The sequence below is a fragment of the Sphingoaurantiacus capsulatus genome (genome assembly GCF_042648405.1).
GTDB classification, from domain to species: Bacteria; Pseudomonadota; Alphaproteobacteria; order Sphingomonadales; family Sphingomonadaceae; genus Sphingoaurantiacus; species Sphingoaurantiacus capsulatus.
Map to the genome: position 1 here is coordinate 208,187 of NZ_JBHRXV010000004.1, position 22,067 is coordinate 230,253.

Genomic DNA, 22,067 nt, shown 5'->3' on the forward strand with positions numbered 1-22,067 from the left:
CTCACGGGCGGGCCTCGTTGCGCTCGACCTTTTCGATCAGCCCGTCCTTGAAGCGGACGATGGTGCGCGCGAAGGCGGCCATTTCGGGCTCGTGGGTGACCATCAGCACGGTGATGCCGCCCTCGCGGTTGAGCCCCGACAGCAGCTCCATGATCTCGACCGAGCGTTCGCTGTCGAGGTTGCCGGTCGGCTCGTCGGCGAGCAGCACCGAGGGGCTGGTGACGATGGCGCGGGCAATGGCGACGCGCTGCTGCTGGCCGCCCGACAGTTCGGCGGGCGTGTGGTCCCACCAGTCGGCGAGCCCGACCTTGTCGAGCGCCGCCATCGCGAGATCGTGGCGCGCCTTCTTGTCCTCACCGCGATAGACCAAGGGCAGCTCGACATTTTCGAGCGCGCTGGTGCGGGCGAGCAGGTTGAAGCCCTGAAACACGAAGCCGAGATAGCGGCGGCGGAGCAGCGCGCGCTGGTCGCGATCGAGCTGTTCGACGTGGACACCCTTAAACTGGTAGCTGCCCTCGGTCGGCACATCGAGGCAGCCGAGGATGTTCATCGTCGTCGACTTGCCCGAACCCGAGGCGCCCATCACCGCGACGAAGTCGCCCGCCTCGATATCGAGGTCGACGCCCTTCAGCGCGCGGAACGCGGCCTGGCCGGTGCCGAAAGTCTTGGTGATCCCGCGCAGCGAGATCAGATGATCACCCGCCACGCTGGCCTCGACCGCCGCTGCCGCCGCCCGGCGCCGCGCCGCCGGCGGCCTCGCCGCTGGCGAGCTGGCCGGTGATGACCTTGAGGCCGGGCTTCAATTGCGGGCCCGACACTTCGGTCTGGCTGCCGTTGCTGTCGCCGACGGTGACCTGGATCGGGGTCGGCTGGCCGTCGGCGCCGACGGTGTAGACGGTCTGCTTGCTGCCGCGGCCGATGGCGACATCGCGCTCGGCATTGCCGCCGCGGCGCGGACGCTGCGGCACCAGCACCGAGGTGACGCCACCCTGCGAACCGCCGCGCGCCGCCGCGTCGGGCGAGAAGCGCAGCGCCGCGTTGGGCACCAGCAGCACGCCGTTGCGTTCGGCGGTGACGATCTCCGCCGTCGCGGTCATGCCGGGGCGGAGCGTGAGGTCGGGGTTGGAGACGGTGAGCACCGCCGTGTAGGCGACGACCTGGCCGGTGGTCGACGTGCTGGTGGTCGAACTAGACGAGGCGGTGCCGGCGTTGGCGCCGACGTCGACACGCTTCACCGAGGCGGCGAACTGGCGGCCGGGGAAGGCGTCGACGGCGAACTCGGCGCGCTGGCCGCTGTCGACCTGCCCGACGTCGGCCTCGTCGACCTTCACCTCAAGCTGCATCTGCGCGAGATCCTCGGCGATGACGAACAGCACAGGGGCGTTCAAGGAAGCGGCGACGGTCTGGCCGGGCTCGATCTGGCGCGACAGCACCACGCCCGTCACCGGCGACTTGATGATCGCCTTTGAGAGCTGCGTCTCGTCGGCGGAGAGCTGCGCGCGGGCCTGCGCCACCGAGGCTTCGGCGGACGACACGCCGGCGAGCGCGCGCTGATATTCGGCGCGGGCGGCGTCGAGCTCGGTCGCGGCGGGCACCTTGCCGCCCGAGAGCTTGCGAACCTCCTCCAGCCGGTTGAGGTCGGCGCGTTCCTGCGTCGCGGTGGCGCGGGCCTGTGCGACGCCGGCCTGCGCAGCGGCGAGCGAGGCACGCGCCTGGTTGATCGCGTCCTGCAGGCGCGAGGTATCAAGGCGGGCAAGCACCTGCCCCGCGCGCACCTTGTCGTTGTTGTCGACGTTGACCTCGGTGACGGTGCCCGACAGTTCGGAGCCGACATCGACCTGATTGGTCGGCTGGAGGTTGCCCGTCGCCGAGACGGTGACGCGCAGCGAGCCGCGCTCGACCGGGACGGTCGTATACTGCGGCGCTTCCTCGCCGCCGCCGATGATCTTCGCGAGCAACCAGAGAACGAGCAGCGCGCCGACCGCGATGGCGCCCCACTTCAGATATTTCTGCAGCGGCGACGGCGGCTTGGCGCCGAGGAAATCGTCGAGACCGGCCTTGTCGGCGGGCGGTGGGGTCGTTGCCATCAGGGCCTCGCTGCAGAAGTTGTGACGCTGGCGGGCAGCGGCGCGGCCTGCCAGCCGCCGCCGAGCGCCTTGTAGAGTTGCACGGTGGCGATCGCCCGGTCGGCGCGGGCGGCGACGCGGCTCTCCTGGCTCGACAGCAGGCTGCGTTCGGATTCGAGGAGCGACTGGAAGTCGGAGAGGCCGGCGCGATACTGGCTGCGCGCGAGCAGCACGGCGTTGCGCGAGGCCTCGTCGGCGACGAGCACCTCGCGCTCACGGCGCTCCGAGGCGGCGACCTGGGTCAGCGCGTTCTCGGTCTCCTCGAGCGCGACGAGCACCGCCTGACGATAGGCGGCGAGCGCGGCGTCGGTGGCGGCGCGCTGGCCTTCGATGGCGGCACGGATCTGCCCGCCCTGGAAGATCGGCGCGGTGATGCTGGCGATGAGGTTGCCGATCGAGGTGTCGATCGAATCGCCGATGGAGAGGCCCGAGCCGCCGAACGAGCCCGACAGACGCAGCGCCGGATAGAGCTGCGCGGTCTGCACGCCGATGCGCGCGGTCTCTGCCGCGAGGCTGCGTTCGGCGATGCTGATGTCGGGGCGGCGGCGCAGCACGTCGGCGGGAATGTCCGACGCCGCCGGGGCCAGCGGGATGTCGCGCGCGGCGGCCGCGTCGATCAGCGGCGTCACCGCGCCGGGCGTCTCGCCGAGCAGCACCGCGAGGCGGTTGACCGCGGCGGTGTAGCTGGCTTCGAGCTGCGGGATGTTGCCGGCGGTCTGGGCGCGGAGCTGACGCGCCTGTTCGAGATCGAGCGAGCCGACGAGGCCGGCCTGCACGCGCCAGTCGACGATCTGCACCGTCTCGTCGAGCGAGGCGAGGCTGTCACGCGCGACGCGGAGCTGCACCTGCGCGAAGCGGGCGTCGAGATAGGAGAGTGCGATTTCGGAGGCGATGGTGAGCTGCGTCGAGCGCAGGCTCGCCTCGCTGCCGGCGAGATCGGCGCGCGCCGCCTCGATCGAGCGGCGGGTGCCGCCGAACAGGTCCGCCTCGTAAGCCGCGTCGAAGCCGAGCTGGAAGCGGGTCTGGTCGCCTTCGGTGGTAGTGACGTTGCCATTGTCGTCGACGAAGGCGCCGTCGGAGCGGCCGATGGTGCGCGACGCTGAGCCGCCGACCGACAGCGTCGGGAACAGCGCGCCACGGGTGCCGCGCAACGACGCGCGCGCCTGCCGCAGGCGCGACCCGGCCTGCGAGATGTCGAGATTGGCGGCGAGGCCGCGCTCGACGAGTGTGGTCAGCGTCGGGTCGTTGAAGCCGCGCCACCAGCGGGCGAGATCGACCTGATCGGCCGTGACAACATCGGCGGCGGCGGCGTTGAAGCGCGCCGGCACGCCCAGCTCGGCCGGGCTCAGCGCCTTATAGTCGGGGCCGACCGTGCAGCCGGCGAGCAGCGCCAGCGGCAGGCAGCGAATAGCGAACGTGCGAAACGACAAGCTCTGGCCCCTTGATACCGCAGCTTGCGAGACGCCTTCAGCGGCGCGATCGTTCCAACTGCAATATGACGTTTACGCCGTTTCAGGCGGCAATCCCCTGAAGCGTCCCGTCGCCGCGACGTAACGACCGGCGCTTATGCCTTGGGGATAACTACTACCGTAACGAGTGCGGCCGAATCCCATTGAGGGAGAGCGCCGGTCTTCCTATCTTCGATGGTGAGGTCATTGGGGGGACATGCTCAACTTTCTTCTCGCGCCGGAGAATATCGCCTTCTCGGCCGCCCTGCTGCTGATGCTGCTGATCGGTATCGTCGAGGTCGTCGGGCTCGGCACGGGCGCGGTCGACCTGGAAGCCGATGGGCTCGACCATGGCTGGCTGGGCTGGCTCGGCATCGGCCGGCTGCCGCTTCTCATGGTTATCGTCGTGGCGCTGGCGAGCTTCGGCGTCACCGGCCTGATCCTCCAGCAACTAGCGACTGGCGCCGCTGGCGCACTGCTCGCGCCGTGGATCGCCGTCCCCGCTGCCGCCGCAGCGTCGCTGCCCGTCACCTCGCTGCTGGCGCGCGGTATCGCCCGCATTATGCCGCGCGACGAGACAACCGCCGTCAGCCTCAGCACCCTCGTCGGTCGGCGGGCGACCATCGTTGTCGGCACCGCGACCGCCAGCTCGCCGGCGCGGGCGCGGGCCTATGACGTGCACGGCCAGAGCCACTACATTCTCGTCGAGCCCAACACCGCCGACGAGATTTTCCTCGAAGGCGATGAGGTGCTGATCGTCGCCCGCGAAACCAACCATTTCCGGGCGGTCGGCATCGTGCCGCGCGCCGCGGTCGACCTGGGAGCCCTGTGATGAACGAACTCGTCCCCGCCGGTGTGGCGCAGAGCGCCGGCTCGCTGATCGCGATCACCCTCTATGCCGGCGTGGCGCTCATCACGCTGATCATCCTCGGGGTGGTGCTGGCACGGCTCTACAAGCGCGCATCGAAGGAAATCGGCTTCGTCCGCACCGGCTTCGGCGGCGAGAAGGTCGTCATCAACGGCGGCGCGCTGGTGCTGCCCGTCCTTCACGAGACGATGCCGGTGAACATGAACACCGTGCGCCTCGCGGTCGAGCGCAAGAACGCCGACGCGCTGATCACCTCCGACCGGATGCGCATCGACGTGAAGGCGGAATTCTATGTCCGCGTGCGCCCCGACCGCGAGTCGATCGCCATCGCCGCTCAGACGCTCGGCATGCGCACGATGCACCCCGAGCAGCTGAAAGAGCTGATCGAGGGCAAGTTCGTCGACGCGCTGCGGTCGGTCGCCGCCGGGATGACGATGAGCCAGCTGCACGAGCAGCGATCCGACTTCGTGCAGAAGGTACAGCAGGTGTCGTCGGCCGACCTGGCGATGAACGGCCTCGAACTGGAGTCGGTGTCGCTGACCGGACTCGACCAGACTTCGATCGAGCATTTCAACGCCAACAACGCCTTCGACGCCGAGGGCCTGACCAAGCTCACCGAGCAGATCGAGCTGCGCAAGAAAGCGCGCAACGACATCGAGCAGGACACGCGCGTCCAGATCGAGACCAAGAACCTCGAGGCCGAGCGCAAGAGCCTCGAGATTTCGCGCGAGGGCGAGTTCGCGCGGCTAGAGCAGGAGCGCGAGCTGGAAACCCGCCGCGCCGCCCAATCGGCCGAGGTCGCGCAGCAGCAGGCCGAGCGCAGCCGCGAGGCCGAGCAGGCGAAGATTTCCGCCAAGCAGCAGGTGGATTCGGCGCAGATCGAAGCCGACCGCGCGGTGAGCGAGGCGCGCATCGCGCAGGAGCAGGCGGTCGCCATCGCCCGGCAGGAGCAGCAGATCGCCATCGCCGCCAAGTCGCGCGACGAGAGCCAGGCGAAGGCCGAGGCCGACAAGGCACGCGCCGCCGCCGTCGCCGCCGAGGAGCAAGTGACGACGGCGCGCGCGACCGAAGTCGCCGACCGCGCCAAGCGTATCGAGCTGATCGAAGCATCAAAGGAAGCCGAGCGGCAGGCGATCGGCGTTCGCGTGCAGGCCGACGCCGAAAAGCAGGCGGCGTCCGACCGCGCCGAGGCGGCGCGGATGGCGGCACAGGGCGAGGCCGAAGCGGAAAAGCTGCGGGCCGAGGCGTCGCGAGTGCGGTTCGAGGTCGAGGCCGCCGGCCAGCGCGCGATCAACGAGGCGGCGAACCTGCTGTCGAGCGACCAGATCTCGCTGCAGACCAAGCTCGCCCTGCTGCGCGTGCTGCCCGAGGTCATCCGTGAATCGGCGAAGCCGCTCGAATCGATCGACAGCATCAAGATCGTGCAGGTCGACGGCATCACCGGCAGCGGCGCGGCGGGCCTGGGCGGCGGTGGCGGCGACGGGGATTCCAATCTCGCGTCGGCGGCGGTGAACGCCGCGCTGCGCTACCGCGCGCAGGCGCCGCTGGTCGACGGACTGATCAAGGAACTGGGCCTCGACGGCACGTCGCTCGCCGGGCTGACCAGCGCGGCGGGTACGATCGCCAGCCCGCCGGCGCCCGAGCCCGCGAAGCTCGCCGAACCCGCCAAGCCGGTGGAAGCACGCGACTGACAATGGCGGCGCGGAAAAAGTCGAAAGCCCGCGAGGTCGCCGAGGAGGTGGGCGCCGAAATCGGCTTCAACATTCTGCTCGAAGCGCCTGAAGCCGCCGCGCGGATCGCGCTATCGGCGACGCGGGCAACCGGCCGGCTGGCGCTCGACGCCGGGGAAGCGGTGCTCGATGCCGGCGGCAAGCTGATCGAAGGGGTCGTCGAGGGCGTCGGCGACGTACTCTAGGCGGCGACCAGCCGGCGGTCGCCGAGGATGCCGCATTCGAGGACGTTGCCGCCGATCACCGCGCGGCGGGCGATCTCGGCGCAGGCGCTCGCGTCGGACAGCGCGTCATGGTGATCGAGCGGGATGCCGAAATGATCGCAGACGTTGGGCAGCTTGGTCGGGAAGATGTTCCAGAGCGTGCGCGACAGCTTCACCGTGCAGAGCCAGCGCTGCGTCGGCGCCTTGATGCCATAGGCCGCGCAGCAGCCGAACATCACGCTGCGATCGAAGCCGGCGTTGTGCGCGGCGAACAGGTCGGCGGCGGCGACCAGCGGCGCGAGGTCCGGCCAGATCTCGTTGAACCGCGGCTGGTCGGCGACGTCTTCCCAGCGGATGCCGTGAATGGCGGTGAACAGCACATAGGATTGCGGCGGGCGGATCAGCCGGTGGAAGCTTTCGACCACCCGGCCGTTTTCGACGAGCACCGCCCCGACCGCGCAGGCGCTGTCGCGCGTGACGTCGGCGGTTTCGAAATCGATGGCGAGGATACGCATTCGCCCCCGCCCTAGACCCCCGCGCGCGGGGCGGCAACGTGACATTCGCGCCACCTTGACCGAAACTTGTCAGCGCGTGCTTTCCGCAGCGCAGCGAATCATGCCAGTCAGCAGGGATGGCGCCCACCGATCTCGATACCTTCGTCGCCGGCCTGCCCAAGGCCGAGCTGCACCTGCATATCGAGGGATCGCTGGAGCCCGAGCAGATGTTCGCGCTGGCGCAGCGCAATGGCATCGCGATCCCGTTCGGGACGGTCGAGGAATTGCGCGCAGCGTACAGCTTTTCGCGGCTGCAGGACTTCCTCGACATCTATTATCAGGGCGCCGACGTGCTGCGCGCCGAGGACGATTTCCGCGACCTGGCGCTCGCCTATTTCGACCGGGCGGCGGCGGACAACGTCCGCCACGCCGAGATTTTCTTCGATCCGCAGACGCATACCGACCGGGGCGTGCCGTTCGATGTGGTGATGCGCGGGCTGCTCGCCGGGATGGCTGAGGCGGAAGGCAGGCATGGGCTGACGTCGAAGCTCATTCTCTGCTTCCTGCGGCATCTCGACGAGGACGCGGCCTTCGCAACCTTGAAGATGGCGGAGCCGTGGGTCGACAGGCTCGCGGCGGTGGGGCTCGATTCGTCGGAGGTCGGGCATCCGCCGGAGAAGTTCGCGCGGGTGTTCGAACGCGCCGGCGCGATGGGGCTGAAGCGGGTGGCGCATGCCGGCGAGGAAGGGCCGCCCGACTATGTGCGGCAGGCGCTCGACCTGCTGCACATCGACCGGCTGGACCATGGCAACCGCGCGCTGGAGGATGCGGCGCTGGTCGCGCGGCTGGCGCGCGAGAAGATGACCTTGACGGTGTGCCCGCTGTCCAACCTGAAGCTGTGCGTGGTCGATCACCTCGACACGCATCCGATGCGGGCGATGCTCGATGCGGGGCTGCGGGCGACGGTCAACTCCGACGATCCCGCCTATTTCGGGGGCTATGTGAACGACAATTTCCGCGCGCTGGCCGCGACCGGCCGGCTGAGCCGCGCCGACTTCGTCACCCTGGCGAAGAACAGCTTCCTCGGCTCGTTTCTCGATGACGCGACGATCGCGCGGCATGTGGCGAGCGTCGATGCCTATGCGGCGGCGTCGGCATGAGCGATCCGATCCTGACCCCGATCTCGCACGAGCAATTCGTCGCCGACGTGCGGGCGCTGGCGGCGGCGGTGCGGAGCGGCGGCTGGCGGCCCGACCATCTGATCGGCATCGGCCGCGGCGGGCTCGCGCCCTGCACCTACCTGTCGCACGCGACGCACCTGCCGATGCTGTCGGTCGACTGGTCATCCGACGTCGAGGAGTTCAGCGCGGCACTGATCGGCAAGCTGGCGGCACGGACGCTCGGCGGGGAGAAACTGCTGGTCGTCGACGACATCAACGACAGCGGCGGCACCATCGAGCGGCTGCGCGGCGCGCTGGCGGCGGCGGGCGCCGACCTGACGCAGGTGCGGTTCGGCGTGCTGATCGACAACCAGGTGTCGAAGGCGCGCGTCGACTATCGCGCGCGGACGATCGACCGGACGGTGACCAAGGACTGGTTCGTGTTCCCCTGGGAGGCGCTGGCGCCCACCGAGGACGTCATCCACGACGCGCAGATCGTGCCCGAACGCATCGCCTGACGCGTCCGCCGAACCGGCGAAAATTTCGTCGAACCGGCACCTAAAGATTACCTCCAATCTGGCGTTATCAGCTGCAGACATCCTGTCGCGGCCGTCCGTCCTCATTGGTCGCACTCCCCCCGGATGACTCGCGGCCGCCTGTGTTTCGGCGGCCGCGGCCCTTTCCCGCCGGCGGTGCCGGACGAGGGGCGGTTGCGTCGCATGCAATTCAGTCAACAAGGCAGGTTTCCGATGGGAAGGCTCGAGGGCATCGCCCGATCGCGTCCGGTACGCGTCGCGCTGATCATTTCGCTGGCGACGTTCGGCGGCTGGAGTTTTGCGCCCTATGTGATGGGCGATGTCTCCACCCGCGCGGCGGTCAACGCGCCGATCATCCGGCTTACCGCGGTGGTCGAGGGTACCGTTCCCGAGCTGCCCGCCGTCGGCAGCTATTATGCCGCCCCGGCGCGCCTCAGCATCGTCACCCCGTCGCACGACACCGGCGACGTCGCCCAGTTCAAGGCCGATGCCGAGCTGGCCACCGCAGCCCTCGCGCTGGCCGAGCGGCAGCTCGCCGAACTGTCGAGCGAGGAAGTGCGCCTGGCCGGGCGCGCCCAGGTTTTCTCCACCGCGTCCGCCCGCCGCCTCAACGCCGAAATCCGCGCCACCGGTGCGTCCGCCTCTGCCTGCGACTCTGAAAAGAGCGCGAGCCAGGCTGCGCTGGTCCGCGCCGAGAAGTTGATGGCGAGCGGCTTCATGACAGCGGCCGGCCTCGAACGCGCGAGGTCGGCCGCCGCGATGGCGGCGGGAAGCTGCGATGCCGAGAAGGCACGCCTCGGCTCGTTCCAGGCGATGCGCGAGGCGGCGGCACGCGGCGTCTATATCGGTGATGGCTATAATGACGCGCCTTACGCCGAGCAGCAGCGCGACCGGCTGATGCTGCAGCGTCAGCAACTGGAGCAGATCGTCTCCGAACAAACGGCGAAGCGCACCGAGGCGCTGCGGCGCTGGGCCGAGGCGAACGCGCGCGCGCATTTCGCGGCGCCGCCGGGAACTTTGGTGTGGTCGCAGCTGGCCAGCCCCGGCGCGGCGGTGCGGGCGGGCGAGCCGGTGCTCGACCTCGTCGACTGCCGCCGGCGCTTCGTCGAGGTGGCGCTTCCTGAGCGGCGCGCCGAGGCGATCCGGCCGGGCAACAAGGCCGAGGTGCGGCTGATCGGCAGCGACGGCTGGCAGTCGGGGCGTGTCGCCCGCGTCGCGGGCGCGGCGGCGCAGCGCAGCGACACCTTGTTCGCGGCGAAGACCTCCTCGCTGCCGAGCGACCGCGAGATCAGCGTCGAGGTGACGCTCGACACGCCGGCGCATGGCTCGCCCGAGCGGCGCTGCGACGTCGGCCGGCTTGCCGAAGTCCGCTTCGGCTAAGCGGGAGCCCGGGGGTGCCGTACATCGATGCGGTGACGCTGGCGCCGCTGGCGCTGGTGATCGCCGGGCATCTGTTCTTCCGCCGCGTGTGGAAATCGCGGCTGGGCATCACCGCCACCACCTGGGCGGCGGTTTTCTACTATCTCCACTGGCGGCTGACGGTGACGATGCCGTGGGAGCAAAGCGGCGCCATGTTCTGGTGGCCGCTGACCTGCCTCGCCATCGAGGCGATCTCGCTGTTCGACGCGGGTATCCTGTACCTCGCGCTGACCCGGAAAGCGGATCGCAGCCGCGAGGCCGACATCGGCGAGGCGCGGCTGCGGGCCGCCGCACCCGAGCGCTTGCCGCCGGTCGACGTGTTCGTCGCGACCTACAACGAAGGCCGCGAGGTGCTGGAGAAAACCATTCTCGGCTGCCTTGCGCTCGACTGGCCCGAGGTGCGCGTCTGGGTGCTCGACGACGGACGGCGCGCCTGGCTGCAGGAATATGCGGCGTCGAAGGGCGCCGGCTACATCACCCGGCCCGACAACAAGGGCGCCAAGGCGGGCAACATCAACCATGCGCTGGCGGTGACCGGCGCCGAATTCGTCGCGGTGTTCGACGCCGATTTTGTGCCGCGCCGCGACTTCCTGATGCGCACGATGGGCTTCTTCGACGATCCGAAGATCGGCATCGTCCAGGTGCCGCACAGCTTCTACAACCACGACCCGATGCAATCGAACCTGCAGCTGCGCGGGTCGATGCCCGACGACCAGCGCTTCTTCTTCGAGGCGATCATGCCCGGGCGCGATGCCTGGGACGCGGCCTTCTGCTGCGGGTCGAACTCGGTAACGCGCCGGAAGCTGTTCGACGACATCGGCGGCGGGCTGCCCGAAGGGTCGATCACCGAGGATATGCTGCTGACGATGGCGAGCCTGCGGAACGGCTATGTCACGCGCTATTTGAACGAGCCGCTGGCGCATGGGTTGGCGCCTGAGAGCGTCGCCGCCTTCTTCGTGCAGCGCCAGCGCTGGGCGCAGGGCGGCATCCAGATTCTGCACCTGAAGGAAGGGCCGCTGGGGCCGGGCCTCAAGTTCGTCCACCGGCTGCTGTTCCTGCCGAGTTCGTGGATCAGCCAGAGCCTGATGACGATCTTCTCGTTCATCACGCCGATCGTGTTCATGTGGCTCAATCTGCCGCCGATGCTGCGCGTCGATATGGCGGGGTTCCTCCATTATGCGCTGCCGATGATCGTCGGGCTGGTCGGCGGGATCACCATGCTGGCCGCCGGCCGCTACTTCCCCGCCGCCTCGCATGTCCTCGGATCGTTCCAGAGCTTCCGCATCCTCCCCGTGGCGTTGCAGACCTTGTTCCGGCCGAAGGGCCTAATCTTCAAGGTGACGCCCAAGGGGTCGGCGGCAGCCGGAGCCGGGTGGGAGACCGGCATCTGGTTCACCGCGAGCGCACTGATCGCGCTGACCATCGTCGGGCTCGGGCTCAACGCGCATCCCGATTTTCGCATCATCGACGAACAGGCGCTGATGCCGATGATGGTGTTCTGGGGCGGGCTCAACATCGTCGTGCTGCTGCTCGTCGCGATGATGTGCCTGCAGAAGTCGCCGATGCGCGCCGAGGAGCGCTTTCCGCTGTCGTCCGAAGTGACGATCTTCACCGCGGCGGGCGACTGGTATGCGACCAAGGGGGGCGACATGTCGCTGTCCGGCATCGGCGTCGGGCTGCGGCCCGAGGCGCCGGCGTTCACGGTGGGCGAGCATGTGAAGGTGGCGATCGCCGGGGTCGGCGCGATCGGCGGCAAGGTGGTGCGCGCCAGCGGGCGGCTGGGCGTGGTGTTCGAGTTCGCCGACGACGCCGAGCGCGACCGGCTGGTCGTGCATCTGTTCACCGGCCACATCGCGCAGAATGTGCTGCGGCCGAACGCCTGGCAGGTGACCTGGGCGATCCTCGGCCGGCTGTGGTCGGCGGACATGCGCGACGACGGGCATGTGCTGGAGAGCGCGCCGGAGGATACGCGGAAGCTTACCGCAGCGACGCGGGCGATCGAGGGGCGTTGGACGGAGACGGCGAAGCCGCCGGTGGTGGTGCCGATGCCGGCACGCGTGGCCGCCTAATCGCCGTTGAGTTTTGCGCGTTGAGTTTTGCGCGGGGGCCGCGCACAGCTTGGGCGATGGACACCAAGCCCGTTCCCGCCCGCCGCATTCTCGGCGCCAGCCTCGTCGGCACCGCGGTCGAATTTTACGACTTCTACATCTACGCCACGGCCGCGGCGCTGGTGTTCGGGCCTTTGTTCTTCCCGTCGACCTCGTCGTCGGCGCAATTGCTCGCCGCCTATGCGAGCTTCGGCGTCGCGTTCGTCGCGCGGCCGATCGGCGCCATCGCCTTCGGGCATTTCGGCGACCGGATCGGGCGCAAGTCGACCTTGGTCGCCTCGCTGCTGATCATGGGCGGGTCGACCCTCGCGATCGGCTTCCTGCCGACCTACGAGATGGTCGGCTGGGTGGCGCCGCTGCTGCTGTGCCTGCTGCGTTTCGGGCAGGGCTTCGGGCTCGGTGGCGAATGGGGCGGCGCGGCGCTGCTCGCGGTCGAGAATGCGCCGCCGGGGCACCGCGCGAGATGGGGCATGTTCCCGCAATTGGGTGCGCCGGTCGGATTCTTGGCGTCGAACGGCCTGTTCCTGATTCTCGGGCTGCTGCTGACCGAGGCGCAGTTTGTCGAATGGGGCTGGCGCATCCCCTTTCTGCTGAGCGCGGTGCTGGTGGCGATCGGCCTCTGGGTCCGCGCCAAGCTGACCGAGACGCCGGCGTTCGCCGACGCGATGGCGCACGAGAAGCCGGCGGCGGTGCCGCTCGCCGAGGTGATCCGCGAGCATCCGCGCGCGCTAGTGGGCGGCACCTTCGCGGTGGTCGCCTGCTTCGTGCTTTTCTACCTCGCGACGGCCTTCGCGCTCGGCCACGGCACCACCGTGCTCGGGTACCCGCGCGAGCGGTTCCTGATCGTGCAGCTCGGCGCGATCCTGTTCCTCGCGGGCGGCATCATCGCCGCCGGCTATCTGTCAGACTGGAGCAGCCCGCGCCGCGTGCTGATGCTCGGCGCGCTGCTGACGGTGCCGGCGGGGCTGCTGCTCGGGCCGATGATGGGCGCGGGATCGCTGCTGCTGATCTGGCTGTTCCTGTCGCTGAGCCTTGCCGTGATGGGGCTCACTTACGGGCCTTTGGGCGCCTTCCTGCCGAGCCTGTTTCCGGCGCGGGTGCGCTACACCGGGGCGTCGATGGCGTTCAATATCGGCGGTATCCTCGGCGGCGGGCTGACGCCGATCATCGCGCAGGCGCTGGCCGAGCGCGGCGGGCTGGCGTGGGTCGGCTTCTATCTCGCGGGCGCCGGGTTGATCAGCCTGATCGCGCTGGCGCCGATGCGGCATTTACCTGAGGCCGAATGAGCCCCGGCACGACGATCTTCGAGCATATGTCGGGCTTGGCGCGCGCGCATGGCGCGGTGAACCTGGGCCAGGGGTTTCCCGATTTCGGCTGGCCGCAGGACGTGATCGACAAGGCCGCCGCAGCGCTGACCGGGGCGGCGAGCCAGTATCCGCCGATGCGGGGTATCCCTGAGCTGCGGCAGGCGGTAGCCGACCATTACCGTGCGCATCAGGGGCTCGAGCTGTCGGCCGACGAGGTGATCGTCACCTCGGGCGCGACCGAGGCGCTGGCGGCGGCGCTGCTCGCGCTGATCGAGCCGGGCGACGAGGTGCTGCTGTTCCAGCCGCTGTACGACAGCTACCTGCCGATGGTGCGGCGGGCCGGCGGGGTGCCTAAGCTGGTGCGGTTGGCGCCGCCCGACTGGAAGCTGACGGCGGAAGCGATCGAGGCGGCGATCACGCCGAAGACGCGGCTGATGGTGTTCAACAATCCGCACAATCCCGCCGCCGTGGCGTTCGACCGGGGGCAATTGCAACTGCTCGCCGACGCCTGCGTGCGGCACGATCTGATCGCGGTGAGCGACGAGGTCTGGGAGCATGTGGTGTTCGATGGCCGGCGCCACGTGCCGCTGATGGCGCTGCCGGGCATGCGCGAGCGCACGGTGAAGGTGGGGTCGGCGGGCAAGATCTTCTCGCTGACCGGCTGGAAGGTCGGCTGGCTGGTCGCGGCGCCCGGCCTCGCCGAGCGGGTGGCGCGCAGCCATCAGTTTCTCACCTTCACCACACCCCCGAACCTGCAGACGGCGGCGGCGTACGGATTGGGCAAGGACCGCGGCTATTTCGACGATATGCGCGCGGCATTGCAGCGGTCGCGCGACCGGTTGGCGGCGGGGCTGGTCGAGATCGGCTATGTGCCGCTCGCCTCGCAGGGCAGCTATTTCCTGTCGGTCGACCTGCCTGTCTCGGGCATCGATGCGGACGACGTCAGTTTCTGCGAACGCATCGTGCGCGAGGCCGGGGTCGCGGCGATCCCGGTATCGGCCTTCTATGCCGAGGACCCGGTGCGCCATGTCGTGCGGCTATGCTTCGCCAAGGCCGATGCGACGCTTGATGCGGGACTCGAAGGTCTCGCGCGGGCGCGAACGCTGTTTGCCTGAAACGCAACGGGGCCGGCGCCCGACCTTTGCGGCGCCGGCCCCGCGCAACGCCCCCCGGCGATACGCAGATTCCGGTGGGTGTACGGCCGGCGCCCCTCCGCGCCGGCCGCAGCGGCTGCGCCTAGAAGGCGGCCGACAAGGAGAAGATGACGGCCGAGTCGACGATATTGTGGTCGAACGTCGCCGCCGCGGCGTCGCCGCTGGTGATGTTGGTGTCGACATAGGCGACGCCGAAGGTCAGCGCCTTCCAGCTCAGGTCGACGCCGACCAGCCAGTCGAGATAGTCGCCCGTCGGCGTCAGCGTGGAATCGCCGGTCGAATAGCCGAGGTGCGCCTTCACCTTCACCGGCGAATCGGGGATCGCCGTCGCAAGATCAGTGAAGACATAGAGGTTGTCGCCCGAGCCGATTGAATCCTGCTTCGGCGAATAGGCGACGCCGAACTTGGCGGTCGCGTTGCCGAACGGCGCAGTGATCGAGGCATAGGGCTCGGCGATGTCGGTGCCGTCGGTGCCGGGATACAGATACCAGAGCAGGCCGACGTCGAGCGTCGCGCCGCCGAGATCGGCGCCATAGCCGGCGAACACATCGATTTCGGCGTTGGCGCCGCCGAACGAGCCGAAGCCCGCGAGGCTGGAGCCCCAGGTCCCGGCGTAGAAGCCCGATTCATGCGCGGCGGTGAAGCCGCCCTGAATGGCGACTTCCTCGTCGGACAGCGAAATGCCCCGGAAACGATACTGCGAGACCACCGTCGCCGAACCCGTGATGGTTACCGGCTCGCTGGCTTCTTCCTGCGCCAGCGCAGGCATCGAACTCGCGGCCAGAAGCAGCGCCGCAATCTTGGACAAATTCTTCATTCAACCCACCTTCCTAGATCCATCCAGGTCGGCTCGCTCGGGTTGTGGGACCGCTCTTGTAAGTGCGGCGGCCTCCGGTGGCGCAGACTGCCATCGTTGCTGCGGCGCACAACAAGAAAATTGCAACATCCGCGGCAGCCGGGTTCTTCTGTTGCGACTCCGCAACAGTGACTTTGTGCATATTGCTAGAATCGATAGGCCGTTGCACTTTCCGCAACGTTCATTGCACCTAATGCGCTCGTGCTTTCGCTGCTGCGATGCACAATAGTGCTCATTCCTCCCCAAGGAATATCGAACTAGAGGGTCGGGCCAAGTGCCCGGCCCTTTTTTCGTTTCAGCGGGATTCGGCAGGCGTCGCGAAAGACGCGCGCCGGAAAGAATCAGGCGGCGATGGCCTGGCCGTCGCTGGAGGCTTCGGCGAAGATCCAGTCGTGGAAGCGGCGGAGCGCCCGGCCACGCAGCGCCGACTTCTTGCAAACGAAATAATAGGAGTAGGGCGTCGGCACGCCCTCGCCATAGGGCTGCTCCAGCCGCCCCTCGCCCGGATAGAAGCGCACCGTGTCGCCAAGCGTCAGCGCGACGCCGAGGCCGCTTTCCGCCGCTGCGAGCAGCATTGGGCCGCTGTCATAATGTTCGACGTTGCGCGGCGTCACGTCCGACAGCCCCATGCCGGCGAGCCAGAGCGGCAGCACCTTGGGCAGGCCGTCGTGCAGCAGCAGCGTGCGCGTCTGCACCATCGTCCGCACGTCCTCGCCGGCCTTGAGATAGCCGGGGGCGCAGATGGCGAAGGCCGCCTGCTTGCGCACCTCGCGCGCGTAGAATTCGCCGGCGACATCCTCGGCGAACACGATCACCGCATCGAGGCTGCTGCCGAGCTTGGAGAAGGGCGCGCCCGACGAATCGAAGCTGACATCGATCTCGGGGTGCGCCGCCTTGAAGCGCGCGAGCCGCGGAAACAACCAGGCGCTGGCGAAGGACGGCGGCACGCCGAGCGTGACGTTGTGCGCATCGGCCTGGCTCAGATCGCCGAGCGCCTGCGCCAGCGCCTCGAACGAGGGGCGCACCTGATCGAGCAGCCATTCGCCCTCGCTGGTCAGGCGCAGTTCGTGATGCAGCCGCTCGAACAACGGTCGGCCGACATAGGTCTCGATCGCCTGGATGCGGCGGCTCAGCGCCGAGACGCTGAGGTTGAGCTCGGTCGAGGCGGCGGCGAGGGTGCGGTTCTGCGCGACGACGAGGAAGGCCTCGAGCGCGCCCATCGGCGGTAAGCGGCGCATGATCTATCGGGCCGCCCGTCGCAGCGGCAGGCGCAGCCGCGCCCGCGCCGCGTGCCAGATGTCGGCGATCCACAGACGGCGCAGCAGCCGCGTGCGGCCGGGCGCGCTGTGGCCGACCGCGCGGACGCGGCGGCGCAAAGTCGCGATGTCGTCGAGCGAGGAAATGCGGCGCCCGTCGCTGAGCGTCACCAGGGTGCCGCCGGCGCAGGGCGCGGCGCGCACGATCATATGGGGGACGATCATCTCGATAGAACCGTCGTTGCCGACCAACGCAATGAACATAAACCCTCCGCCGGCCCCCGGGCCCGGCCGATAAAAACTGGATTCATGCTCGCCTTTGTTGTTGCCCGCGATTGTTGCAGCGCAGCGGGTGCTTGGCAAGCGGCCTTTGGGGTCGGCCATGCTTTGTCACCGTTGCAAGGCGGCTTGCACGTTGCGCGATGGCTCGTGCCGGCCATGAGCGCATCATGTTGCAGCGCACAAGAGCTGACCCGGACGAGGCCGGCGGGTGCGAAGAAACAGGAAGGACTCCCATGTTCCAGACCGCCCGCCTCGCGCTGCTCGCGCTCGCCTTCACCGCCAACGCCGCCACCGCGCTGCCGCTCGGTTCGACCCGCTATGTCGACGAGAAGAGCGGCTATGTCGTCGAGACCCGCGATGTCGGCGGCTGGCTGCGCATCTCCGGCCGCCACCCCGACACCGGCAAGACCTTCCGCGTGAAGGTGTCGAAGGGCGGCCGCGTCGTCGGCACCTGGGACGGCAAGGCCATCGACTATGTGATGGGCACCGCGCCGTCCGACGTGCAGCTCGCCGAAGCCGCGACCGCGAGCGGCGCCGGCGCCCGCTGATCCAGAGCTATCGCGGCAACCCCGGCTCGCTGAGGCCGGCCGGGGTCAGTCGCGCGTCGAGTACCAGGTGAGCCCCGCGGCGAGCAGCCCCGGCAGCGTCACCCCCATGAAGTCGCGCGCGATCGCCTCCGGCCCGCAGATGCCGGCGGCGACTTCCCAGAGATGGAAGAGTGCGTGCGCGCCGAGCCAGCCGGCGGCAGCGCCCCAAAGGAGCGTGCGGTTGGCCGGCCGCGCCATCCCGGCGAACATCGCCGCGCCGGTCAGCAGATAGACCATGCCGATGTCGCGGATGAAATGCGCGTTGTAGCCGCCGGTCAGCGACACGCCCTTCACCGACCAGAACCAGGTCTGCGGCATCACCAGCATCGCGATGCCATTGCCGATGCCGAGCAGCCCGACGGCGGCCGCCAGACCCAGCGTGACCCACTTGCCCCACCCCATGTTCGCAGCAGCCATCGTCATCTCCCTCAGCGGCTATTTCTCCCCATCTGACGCTATAGCGCGGTTGATTGTGACATGCTGCCGCGCCGCCTTGTGCGAATCCTTATTGAGAATGAGTTGCGCTTACACCGCATATGGGTATGAAGGCGCCGCAAGGGGATTCGACTCCGGGGCATGACGGCAAAGACGGCAAAAGCGAAGCGGGCCTTCTGGCTCAAGCAGCTGCACACCTGGCACTGGGTGAGCTCGGCGGTGTGCCTGATCGGCATGCTGCTGTTCGCAATCACCGGGATCACGCTCAATCATGCCGGCGCCGTCGAGTCGGCGCCGGTGATCAGCGAGCGCACCGCGACGCTGCCCGCGCCGCTGCTCGCCACGCTCAACGCCACCAAAGGCGACAAGGCCGCGGTGCCCGCCGACGTGCGCAAGTGGGTCGATGACGAAATCTCGGTGAACCTCGGCGGCAAGCCCGGCGAATGGTCGGAGGACGAGGTCTATATCGGCCTGCCGCGCCCCGGCGGCGACGCCTGGCTGTCGATCGACCGGGAGAGCGGCGAGATCCTCTACGAGCTGACCGACCGCGGCTGGATTTCCTATTTCAACGACCTGCACAAGGGCCGCAACGCCGGCGAGGCGTGGAGCTGGTTCATCGACATCTTCTCGGTGGCGACGCTCGCCTTCTGCCTGACCGGCCTCGTGCTCCTGCAGCTCCATGCCCGCAACCGGCCGATGACCTGGCCGACGGTGGGCCTGGGGCTGATCGTTCCGGCGCTGATCGCCATTCTTTTCATTCACATGTGAGGGCCTTGCCGATGCGTGTCGCCGCCACTTTCCTTCTGACCGGGCTCGCCGCCACGCCGGCGGTCGCCGCCGACCTGACGGTGTCGGTCGAGATTCCGCGCCTCAACGTCGCCGAATATCACCGGCCGTATGTGGCGCTGTGGGTCGAGAAGCCCGACCAGAGCGTCGCGAACAACCTCGCCGTCTGGTACGACTTCGACATGAAGGACAATGAGGGCACCAAGTGGCTCCGTGACCTTCGCACCTGGTGGCGCAAGGCCGGCCGCGAGCTGACCTTCCCGGTCGACGGCCTGACCGGCGCGACCCGCGCGCCGGGCAGCCACAAGCAGAATTTCAACGCCGCCAAGCTGAAGGGCCTGGCGCCCGGCAGCTACAACCTCGTTGTCGAAGCGGCGCGCGAGGTCGGCGGGCGTGAGATCATCCGCGTACCGTTCCAGTGGCCGCCGAAGGCGCGCACGACGGGCAATGCCAAGGGCACGAGCGAACTCGGCGCCATCGGCCTCGAGATCAAGCCGTGAAGGGAGTGAACAATATGAAGACGTTCCGCCATCTGACGCTCGCGGCGCTCTCGCTCGCGGCGATCGCCACCCCGGCCGCCGCGCACCGCCAGTGGCTGCTGCCGTCGGCCACCGTGCTGTCGGGCAACAGCGACTGGGTCACCGTCGACGCCGCGGTGTCGAACGACCTGTTCTACTTCGAGCATCAGCCGCTGCGGCTGACCAACCTTCAGGTTATCGGGCCGAACGGCCAGCCGGTCGAGGCGCAGAACAAGGCGACGGGCCGCTATCGCAGCACCTTCGACGTGCAGCTGACGCAACCGGGCACCTACCGCATCGCCAGCGTCAATGCCGGCCTGTCGGCGAGCTGGAAGGAAGGCACCGAGACCAAGCGCTGGCGCGGCACCGCCGAGGGCTTCGCCAAGGAAGTGCCGGCGAACGCCACCGACCTCAACGTCATGCAGGCCGCCGGCCGCGTCGAGACTTTCGTGACCGCCAAGGCGCCGAGCACCGACGCGCTGAAGCCGACCGGCCAGGGCATGGAGATGGTGCCGGTCACCCACCCGAACGACATCGTCGCGGGCGAGGCGGCGACCTTCCAGCTGCTGATCGATGGCGCGCCGGCGAAGGACATCGAGGTCGAGGTCGTCCCCGGCGGCATCCGCTATCGCGACAAGCTGGGCGACGTGAAGGTGAAGACCGACGCGGAAGGGAAGTTCAGCGTCACCTGGCCGACCGCCGGCATGTACTGGATCGAGGCCTCGGCACAGGACAACAAGACGTCGGTGCCGCAGGCGAAGTCGCGGCGGCTGAGCTACGTCGCCACGCTCGAAGTGATGTCGCAATAGCCGACCGTCGCATCCTCGTTCCGCGCGACCTGACGCGCTCCGCCGGTATCGCACCGGCGGGGCGCGTTGCCGCTTTGGGCGGCGAGACGATGGGGACGAGCTGGTGCGCGAGAGTTGTCGTCGAGGATGAGGCAAGGCTGCCGGATTTACAGACGGCTGTCGAAGCAGCGCTTTCCGGCGTGGTCGCCGAGATGAGCGACTGGGAGCCGGGCTCCGACATCAGCCGCTTCAACCGCGCAGCCGCAGGCAGCTGGCGCGAACTCCCGCCGGCGTTCTTCGCGGTGCTCGACCATGCGCTGGCGCTCGCCGAGGCGACCGACGGCGCCTATGACCCGACCGCCGGGCGGCTGGTCGACCTGTGGGGCTTCGGCCCGACGGCGCCGCTGGAGCTGCCGCCGCTCGACGCCGATATCGCGGCAGCGCTGGCAACGGCGGGCTGGCAGCGGCTCAAGATCGACCGCAAGCGCCGCGCGGTGCAGCAGCCGGGCGGGCTGCGGCTCGACCTGTCGTCGATCGCCAAGGGCTATGGCGTCGATGCCGCCGCCGAGGCGTTGCGCGCGGCGGGCGTCGAGAATTACCTGGTCGAGGTCGGTGGCGAACTGACCGGCGCAGGCCTGAAGCCCGATCGCAGCCCCTGGTGGGTGGAGATCGAGGCGCCCCCGGGGATCGCGATGACGCCGATCGTGGCGGCGCTGCACGGGCTCGCCATCGCGACCTCGGGCAATTATCGCCGCTTCTTCGATGCGGGCGGGCAGCGCTTCGCGCACACGCTCGATCCGCGCACCGGCCGGCCGGTCGACAACGCGCTCGCCTCGGTGACGGTACTGCACCCGAACTGCATGGCGGCCGACGCGATGGCGACGGCGCTGACCGTGCTGGGGCCGGTAAAGGGGCTCGAGTTCGCCAGCCTGCGGGGCGTGGCGGCGCATTTCATGCTCGAGCGCGACGGCGGCTTCGTCGAGCGGATGACGCCGGCGTTCGGGGCGATGCTGGATTAGTTGGTCGGCTCGGGCGCGGTGCCCGGCGTCTCGGCCTCGGGGCCGCGCGGACCATGATCGCCGCGGTGGTGGTCGTCGCGGTCGCCACGGCCCCCGCGACCGCGATCGCCGCGGCCATGACCGCCGTCGCCGGGGCCGATCGCGAAGGTGACCGGCACCAGCACCCAGGCCGAAACCGCCTTGCCGGCCTTCTTGGCGGGGAGGAAGGCCCAGCGCTTCACGGTCGCCATCGCCGCTTCATCGAGGCGCACGAAGCCGCTCGACGTGGCGACAAGCATCTCCTGCGCGCGGCCGTCGGGCGAGACCAGTACCTTCAGCATCACCGTCCCCTGCTCGCGCGCGCGGCGCGAGGCCGACGGGTAGCGGGGCCCAGGATTGTTGAGCTGATCGGCGGTGAAATCGGGCGGGATGACCGGCGCTTCGCTGACGCGAACCGTGGGCGCCGCCACCACTTTCGGCGCCGGCGGGGTGGGGCTGGCGGTGATGGTCGGCGGCGGCGGGGGCGCCGCCTCGACGATCACGTCGGGGATGAAAACCTCGGTCTGCACCGGCTCCAGCTCGACGGGCGGCGGCGGTTGATCCTCGGGCTGGATCACTTCCTCGACGAAATTGACATGCACCGGCGGCGGCGCGTTGCCGAGGTGGATCGCGCCGGTGGTGAGCAACAGGCCGATGACCGCAGCGTGGAGGCCACCGATGACGCCGATCGCCGCCCAGTTGTGGCCGCCGCCCGCGGCAAAGCCGGCGGCGCTCTCGGCAATCTGCGTCTCAACGGATGCCGGAGGCGCGGCGCGTGACGGCGCGGCAGCAGCAGGCGCCGCTCCGTCAGCCATCGGTATCGCGAGACTCGCCATGCCTGCCCCTTCTTCGCGCGCACTCATAGACCTCCGCCTATTGCACATCAATCGCAATATCGGAGACGCAGACAAAAAGCCTTAAGATGGGTCAAAAAAAGGGCCCGGCGAACCGGGCCCGAGGGGGACGTCC

At 69.0% G+C, this 22,067-nt stretch carries 23 protein-coding genes; 14 read left to right on the top strand and 9 right to left on the bottom strand.

The genetic code is table 11. The features are described 5' to 3' along the window. Window position 1 precedes the first annotated feature (1 nt). Genes ACFOMD_RS06205 through ACFOMD_RS06215 form a run of 3 tightly spaced genes read right to left on the bottom strand, consistent with a single transcriptional unit; the run spans window position 2 to window position 3,556 of the window. On the bottom strand, window positions 2-706 hold the full coding sequence (locus ACFOMD_RS06205; RefSeq protein WP_380858470.1) for an ABC transporter ATP-binding protein: 705 nt from the start codon (window positions 704-706) through the stop codon (window positions 2-4). Then, window positions 696-2,087 (bottom strand): efflux RND transporter periplasmic adaptor subunit, encoded by a 1,392-nt coding sequence (locus ACFOMD_RS06210; protein ID WP_380858473.1) that lies wholly within the window; start codon window positions 2,085-2,087, stop codon window positions 696-698. Before ACFOMD_RS06210 ends, ACFOMD_RS06205 begins: the two co-directional genes overlap by 11 nt. Then, a complete protein-coding gene (locus ACFOMD_RS06215) occupies window positions 2,087-3,556 on the bottom strand; it encodes an efflux transporter outer membrane subunit (RefSeq protein WP_380858476.1) in 1,470 nt (489 codons plus the stop codon). Before ACFOMD_RS06215 ends, ACFOMD_RS06210 begins: the two co-directional genes overlap by 1 nt. A 235-nt stretch (window positions 3,557-3,791) precedes the next feature. Between ACFOMD_RS06215 and ACFOMD_RS06220 the strand changes: the two genes are divergently transcribed. Genes ACFOMD_RS06220 through ACFOMD_RS06230 form a run of 3 tightly spaced genes read left to right on the top strand, consistent with a single transcriptional unit; the run spans window position 3,792 to window position 6,357 of the window. Further along, on the top strand, window positions 3,792-4,406 hold the full coding sequence (locus ACFOMD_RS06220; protein ID WP_380858479.1) for a YqiJ family protein: 615 nt from the start codon (window positions 3,792-3,794) through the stop codon (window positions 4,404-4,406). Beyond that, window positions 4,406-6,133, top strand: a complete 1,728-nt coding sequence (locus tag ACFOMD_RS06225; RefSeq protein ID WP_380858482.1) for a flotillin family protein — start codon at window positions 4,406-4,408, stop codon at window positions 6,131-6,133. Before ACFOMD_RS06220 ends, ACFOMD_RS06225 begins: the two co-directional genes overlap by 1 nt. A 2-nt stretch (window positions 6,134-6,135) precedes the next feature. Further along, on the top strand, window positions 6,136-6,357 hold the full coding sequence (locus ACFOMD_RS06230) for a hypothetical protein (RefSeq protein ID WP_380858485.1): 222 nt from the start codon (window positions 6,136-6,138) through the stop codon (window positions 6,355-6,357). On the opposite strand, the gene ACFOMD_RS06235 is transcribed toward ACFOMD_RS06230, so the two are convergent. Then, complete coding sequence (locus ACFOMD_RS06235) at window positions 6,354-6,890, bottom strand: 3'-5' exonuclease (protein ID WP_380858488.1); 537 nt, start codon at window positions 6,888-6,890, stop codon at window positions 6,354-6,356. The genes ACFOMD_RS06230 and ACFOMD_RS06235 overlap by 4 nt on opposite strands. 116 nt (window positions 6,891-7,006) lie before the next feature. Here ACFOMD_RS06235 and ACFOMD_RS06240 point away from each other — a divergent pair, with 116 nt between their 5' ends. The 6 genes from ACFOMD_RS06240 (at window position 7,007) to ACFOMD_RS06265 (ending at window position 14,514) form a co-directional block, all read left to right on the top strand. Further along, window positions 7,007-8,029, top strand: coding sequence for an adenosine deaminase (locus tag ACFOMD_RS06240; protein WP_380858491.1), 1,023 nt, complete (start codon window positions 7,007-7,009; stop codon window positions 8,027-8,029). After that, window positions 8,026-8,547, top strand: a complete 522-nt coding sequence (locus tag ACFOMD_RS06245) for a phosphoribosyltransferase (protein ID WP_380858494.1) — start codon at window positions 8,026-8,028, stop codon at window positions 8,545-8,547. The genes ACFOMD_RS06240 and ACFOMD_RS06245 overlap by 4 nt, the downstream gene beginning before the upstream one ends. A gap of 231 nt (window positions 8,548-8,778) precedes the next feature. After that, window positions 8,779-9,945, top strand: coding sequence for an HlyD family efflux transporter periplasmic adaptor subunit (locus ACFOMD_RS06250; protein ID WP_380858496.1), 1,167 nt, complete (start codon window positions 8,779-8,781; stop codon window positions 9,943-9,945). Between the two features lie 14 nt (window positions 9,946-9,959). Further along, window positions 9,960-12,053, top strand: coding sequence for a glycosyltransferase (locus tag ACFOMD_RS06255; RefSeq protein ID WP_380858499.1), 2,094 nt, complete (start codon window positions 9,960-9,962; stop codon window positions 12,051-12,053). 56 nt (window positions 12,054-12,109) lie between these two features. Continuing rightward, window positions 12,110-13,378 (top strand): MFS transporter, encoded by a 1,269-nt coding sequence (locus tag ACFOMD_RS06260; RefSeq protein ID WP_380858502.1) that lies wholly within the window; start codon window positions 12,110-12,112, stop codon window positions 13,376-13,378. After that, window positions 13,375-14,514: an aminotransferase gene (locus tag ACFOMD_RS06265; protein ID WP_380858505.1), complete on the top strand. Its 1,140-nt coding sequence runs from the start codon at window positions 13,375-13,377 to the stop codon at window positions 14,512-14,514. The genes ACFOMD_RS06260 and ACFOMD_RS06265 overlap by 4 nt, the downstream gene beginning before the upstream one ends. Before the next feature lie 121 nt (window positions 14,515-14,635). On the opposite strand, the gene ACFOMD_RS06270 is transcribed toward ACFOMD_RS06265, so the two are convergent. The 3 genes from ACFOMD_RS06270 to ACFOMD_RS06280 all read right to left on the bottom strand — a co-directional run bounded on the left by ACFOMD_RS06270 (window position 14,636) and on the right by ACFOMD_RS06280 (window position 16,929). Continuing rightward, entirely contained in the window at window positions 14,636-15,370 is a 735-nt protein-coding gene (locus ACFOMD_RS06270) for a TorF family putative porin (RefSeq protein ID WP_380858508.1), read from the bottom strand. 380 nt (window positions 15,371-15,750) lie between these two features. Next, entirely contained in the window at window positions 15,751-16,647 is an 897-nt protein-coding gene (locus ACFOMD_RS06275; protein WP_380858511.1) for a LysR substrate-binding domain-containing protein, read from the bottom strand. A gap of 3 nt (window positions 16,648-16,650) precedes the next feature. Next, the gene (locus tag ACFOMD_RS06280; protein WP_380858514.1) at window positions 16,651-16,929 is read right to left on the bottom strand and encodes a hypothetical protein; all 279 of its coding nucleotides are present in this window, start codon (window positions 16,927-16,929) and stop codon (window positions 16,651-16,653) included. 251 nt (window positions 16,930-17,180) lie between these two features. Here ACFOMD_RS06280 and ACFOMD_RS06285 point away from each other — a divergent pair, with 251 nt between their 5' ends. Next, window positions 17,181-17,495: a hypothetical protein gene (locus tag ACFOMD_RS06285; protein ID WP_380858517.1), complete on the top strand. Its 315-nt coding sequence runs from the start codon at window positions 17,181-17,183 to the stop codon at window positions 17,493-17,495. Between the two features lie 45 nt (window positions 17,496-17,540). Here the strand turns inward: ACFOMD_RS06285 and ACFOMD_RS06290 are convergent, their stop codons facing one another. Further along, the gene (locus ACFOMD_RS06290) at window positions 17,541-17,951 is read right to left on the bottom strand and encodes a hypothetical protein (protein WP_380858520.1); all 411 of its coding nucleotides are present in this window, start codon (window positions 17,949-17,951) and stop codon (window positions 17,541-17,543) included. Between the two features lie 159 nt (window positions 17,952-18,110). Between ACFOMD_RS06290 and ACFOMD_RS06295 the strand changes: the two genes are divergently transcribed. The 4 genes from ACFOMD_RS06295 (at window position 18,111) to ACFOMD_RS06310 (ending at window position 21,080) form a co-directional block, all read left to right on the top strand. After that, on the top strand, window positions 18,111-18,737 hold the full coding sequence (locus tag ACFOMD_RS06295; protein WP_380858522.1) for a PepSY-associated TM helix domain-containing protein: 627 nt from the start codon (window positions 18,111-18,113) through the stop codon (window positions 18,735-18,737). 11 nt (window positions 18,738-18,748) lie between these two features. Further along, the gene (locus tag ACFOMD_RS06300) at window positions 18,749-19,255 is read left to right on the top strand and encodes a DUF2271 domain-containing protein (protein WP_380858525.1); all 507 of its coding nucleotides are present in this window, start codon (window positions 18,749-18,751) and stop codon (window positions 19,253-19,255) included. 14 nt (window positions 19,256-19,269) lie between these two features. After that, entirely contained in the window at window positions 19,270-20,082 is an 813-nt protein-coding gene (locus tag ACFOMD_RS06305) for a DUF4198 domain-containing protein (RefSeq protein ID WP_380858528.1), read from the top strand. 89 nt (window positions 20,083-20,171) lie between these two features. Continuing rightward, on the top strand, window positions 20,172-21,080 hold the full coding sequence (locus ACFOMD_RS06310) for an FAD:protein FMN transferase (RefSeq protein ID WP_380858531.1): 909 nt from the start codon (window positions 20,172-20,174) through the stop codon (window positions 21,078-21,080). Here the strand turns inward: ACFOMD_RS06310 and ACFOMD_RS06315 are convergent. Next, window positions 21,077-21,913 (bottom strand): energy transducer TonB, encoded by an 837-nt coding sequence (locus tag ACFOMD_RS06315; RefSeq protein ID WP_380858534.1) that lies wholly within the window; start codon window positions 21,911-21,913, stop codon window positions 21,077-21,079. The genes ACFOMD_RS06310 and ACFOMD_RS06315 overlap by 4 nt on opposite strands. Window positions 21,914-22,067 lie beyond the last annotated feature (154 nt).

Excerpts from the sequence above, each read along its gene's own strand:
- ACFOMD_RS06235 (WP_380858488.1), bottom strand. The coding sequence starts at position 6,890 with ATGCGTATCCTCGCCATCGATTTCGAAACCGCCGACGTCACGCGCGAC.
- ACFOMD_RS06260 (WP_380858502.1), top strand. The coding sequence starts at position 12,110 with ATGGACACCAAGCCCGTTCCCGCCCGCCGCATTCTCGGCGCCAGCCTC.
- ACFOMD_RS06245 (WP_380858494.1), top strand. The coding sequence starts at position 8,026 with ATGAGCGATCCGATCCTGACCCCGATCTCGCACGAGCAATTCGTCGCC.
- ACFOMD_RS06295 (WP_380858522.1), top strand. The coding sequence starts at position 18,111 with ATGACGGCAAAGACGGCAAAAGCGAAGCGGGCCTTCTGGCTCAAGCAG.
- ACFOMD_RS06280 (WP_380858514.1), bottom strand. The coding sequence starts at position 16,929 with ATGTTCATTGCGTTGGTCGGCAACGACGGTTCTATCGAGATGATCGTC.
- ACFOMD_RS06250 (WP_380858496.1), top strand. The coding sequence starts at position 8,779 with ATGGGAAGGCTCGAGGGCATCGCCCGATCGCGTCCGGTACGCGTCGCG.
- ACFOMD_RS06225 (WP_380858482.1), top strand. The coding sequence starts at position 4,406 with ATGAACGAACTCGTCCCCGCCGGTGTGGCGCAGAGCGCCGGCTCGCTG.
- ACFOMD_RS06270 (WP_380858508.1), bottom strand. The coding sequence starts at position 15,370 with ATGAAGAATTTGTCCAAGATTGCGGCGCTGCTTCTGGCCGCGAGTTCG.
- ACFOMD_RS06220 (WP_380858479.1), top strand. The coding sequence starts at position 3,792 with ATGCTCAACTTTCTTCTCGCGCCGGAGAATATCGCCTTCTCGGCCGCC.
- ACFOMD_RS06230 (WP_380858485.1), top strand. The coding sequence starts at position 6,136 with ATGGCGGCGCGGAAAAAGTCGAAAGCCCGCGAGGTCGCCGAGGAGGTG.
- ACFOMD_RS06265 (WP_380858505.1), top strand. The coding sequence starts at position 13,375 with ATGAGCCCCGGCACGACGATCTTCGAGCATATGTCGGGCTTGGCGCGC.
- ACFOMD_RS06315 (WP_380858534.1), bottom strand. The coding sequence starts at position 21,913 with ATGGCTGACGGAGCGGCGCCTGCTGCTGCCGCGCCGTCACGCGCCGCG.
- ACFOMD_RS06290 (WP_380858520.1), bottom strand. The coding sequence starts at position 17,951 with ATGGCTGCTGCGAACATGGGGTGGGGCAAGTGGGTCACGCTGGGTCTG.
- ACFOMD_RS06240 (WP_380858491.1), top strand. The coding sequence starts at position 7,007 with ATGGCGCCCACCGATCTCGATACCTTCGTCGCCGGCCTGCCCAAGGCC.
- ACFOMD_RS06275 (WP_380858511.1), bottom strand. The coding sequence starts at position 16,647 with ATGCGCCGCTTACCGCCGATGGGCGCGCTCGAGGCCTTCCTCGTCGTC.
- ACFOMD_RS06210 (WP_380858473.1), bottom strand. The coding sequence starts at position 2,087 with ATGGCAACGACCCCACCGCCCGCCGACAAGGCCGGTCTCGACGATTTC.
- ACFOMD_RS06300 (WP_380858525.1), top strand. The coding sequence starts at position 18,749 with ATGCGTGTCGCCGCCACTTTCCTTCTGACCGGGCTCGCCGCCACGCCG.
- ACFOMD_RS06305 (WP_380858528.1), top strand. The coding sequence starts at position 19,270 with ATGAAGACGTTCCGCCATCTGACGCTCGCGGCGCTCTCGCTCGCGGCG.
- ACFOMD_RS06285 (WP_380858517.1), top strand. The coding sequence starts at position 17,181 with ATGTTCCAGACCGCCCGCCTCGCGCTGCTCGCGCTCGCCTTCACCGCC.
- ACFOMD_RS06310 (WP_380858531.1), top strand. The coding sequence starts at position 20,172 with ATGGGGACGAGCTGGTGCGCGAGAGTTGTCGTCGAGGATGAGGCAAGG.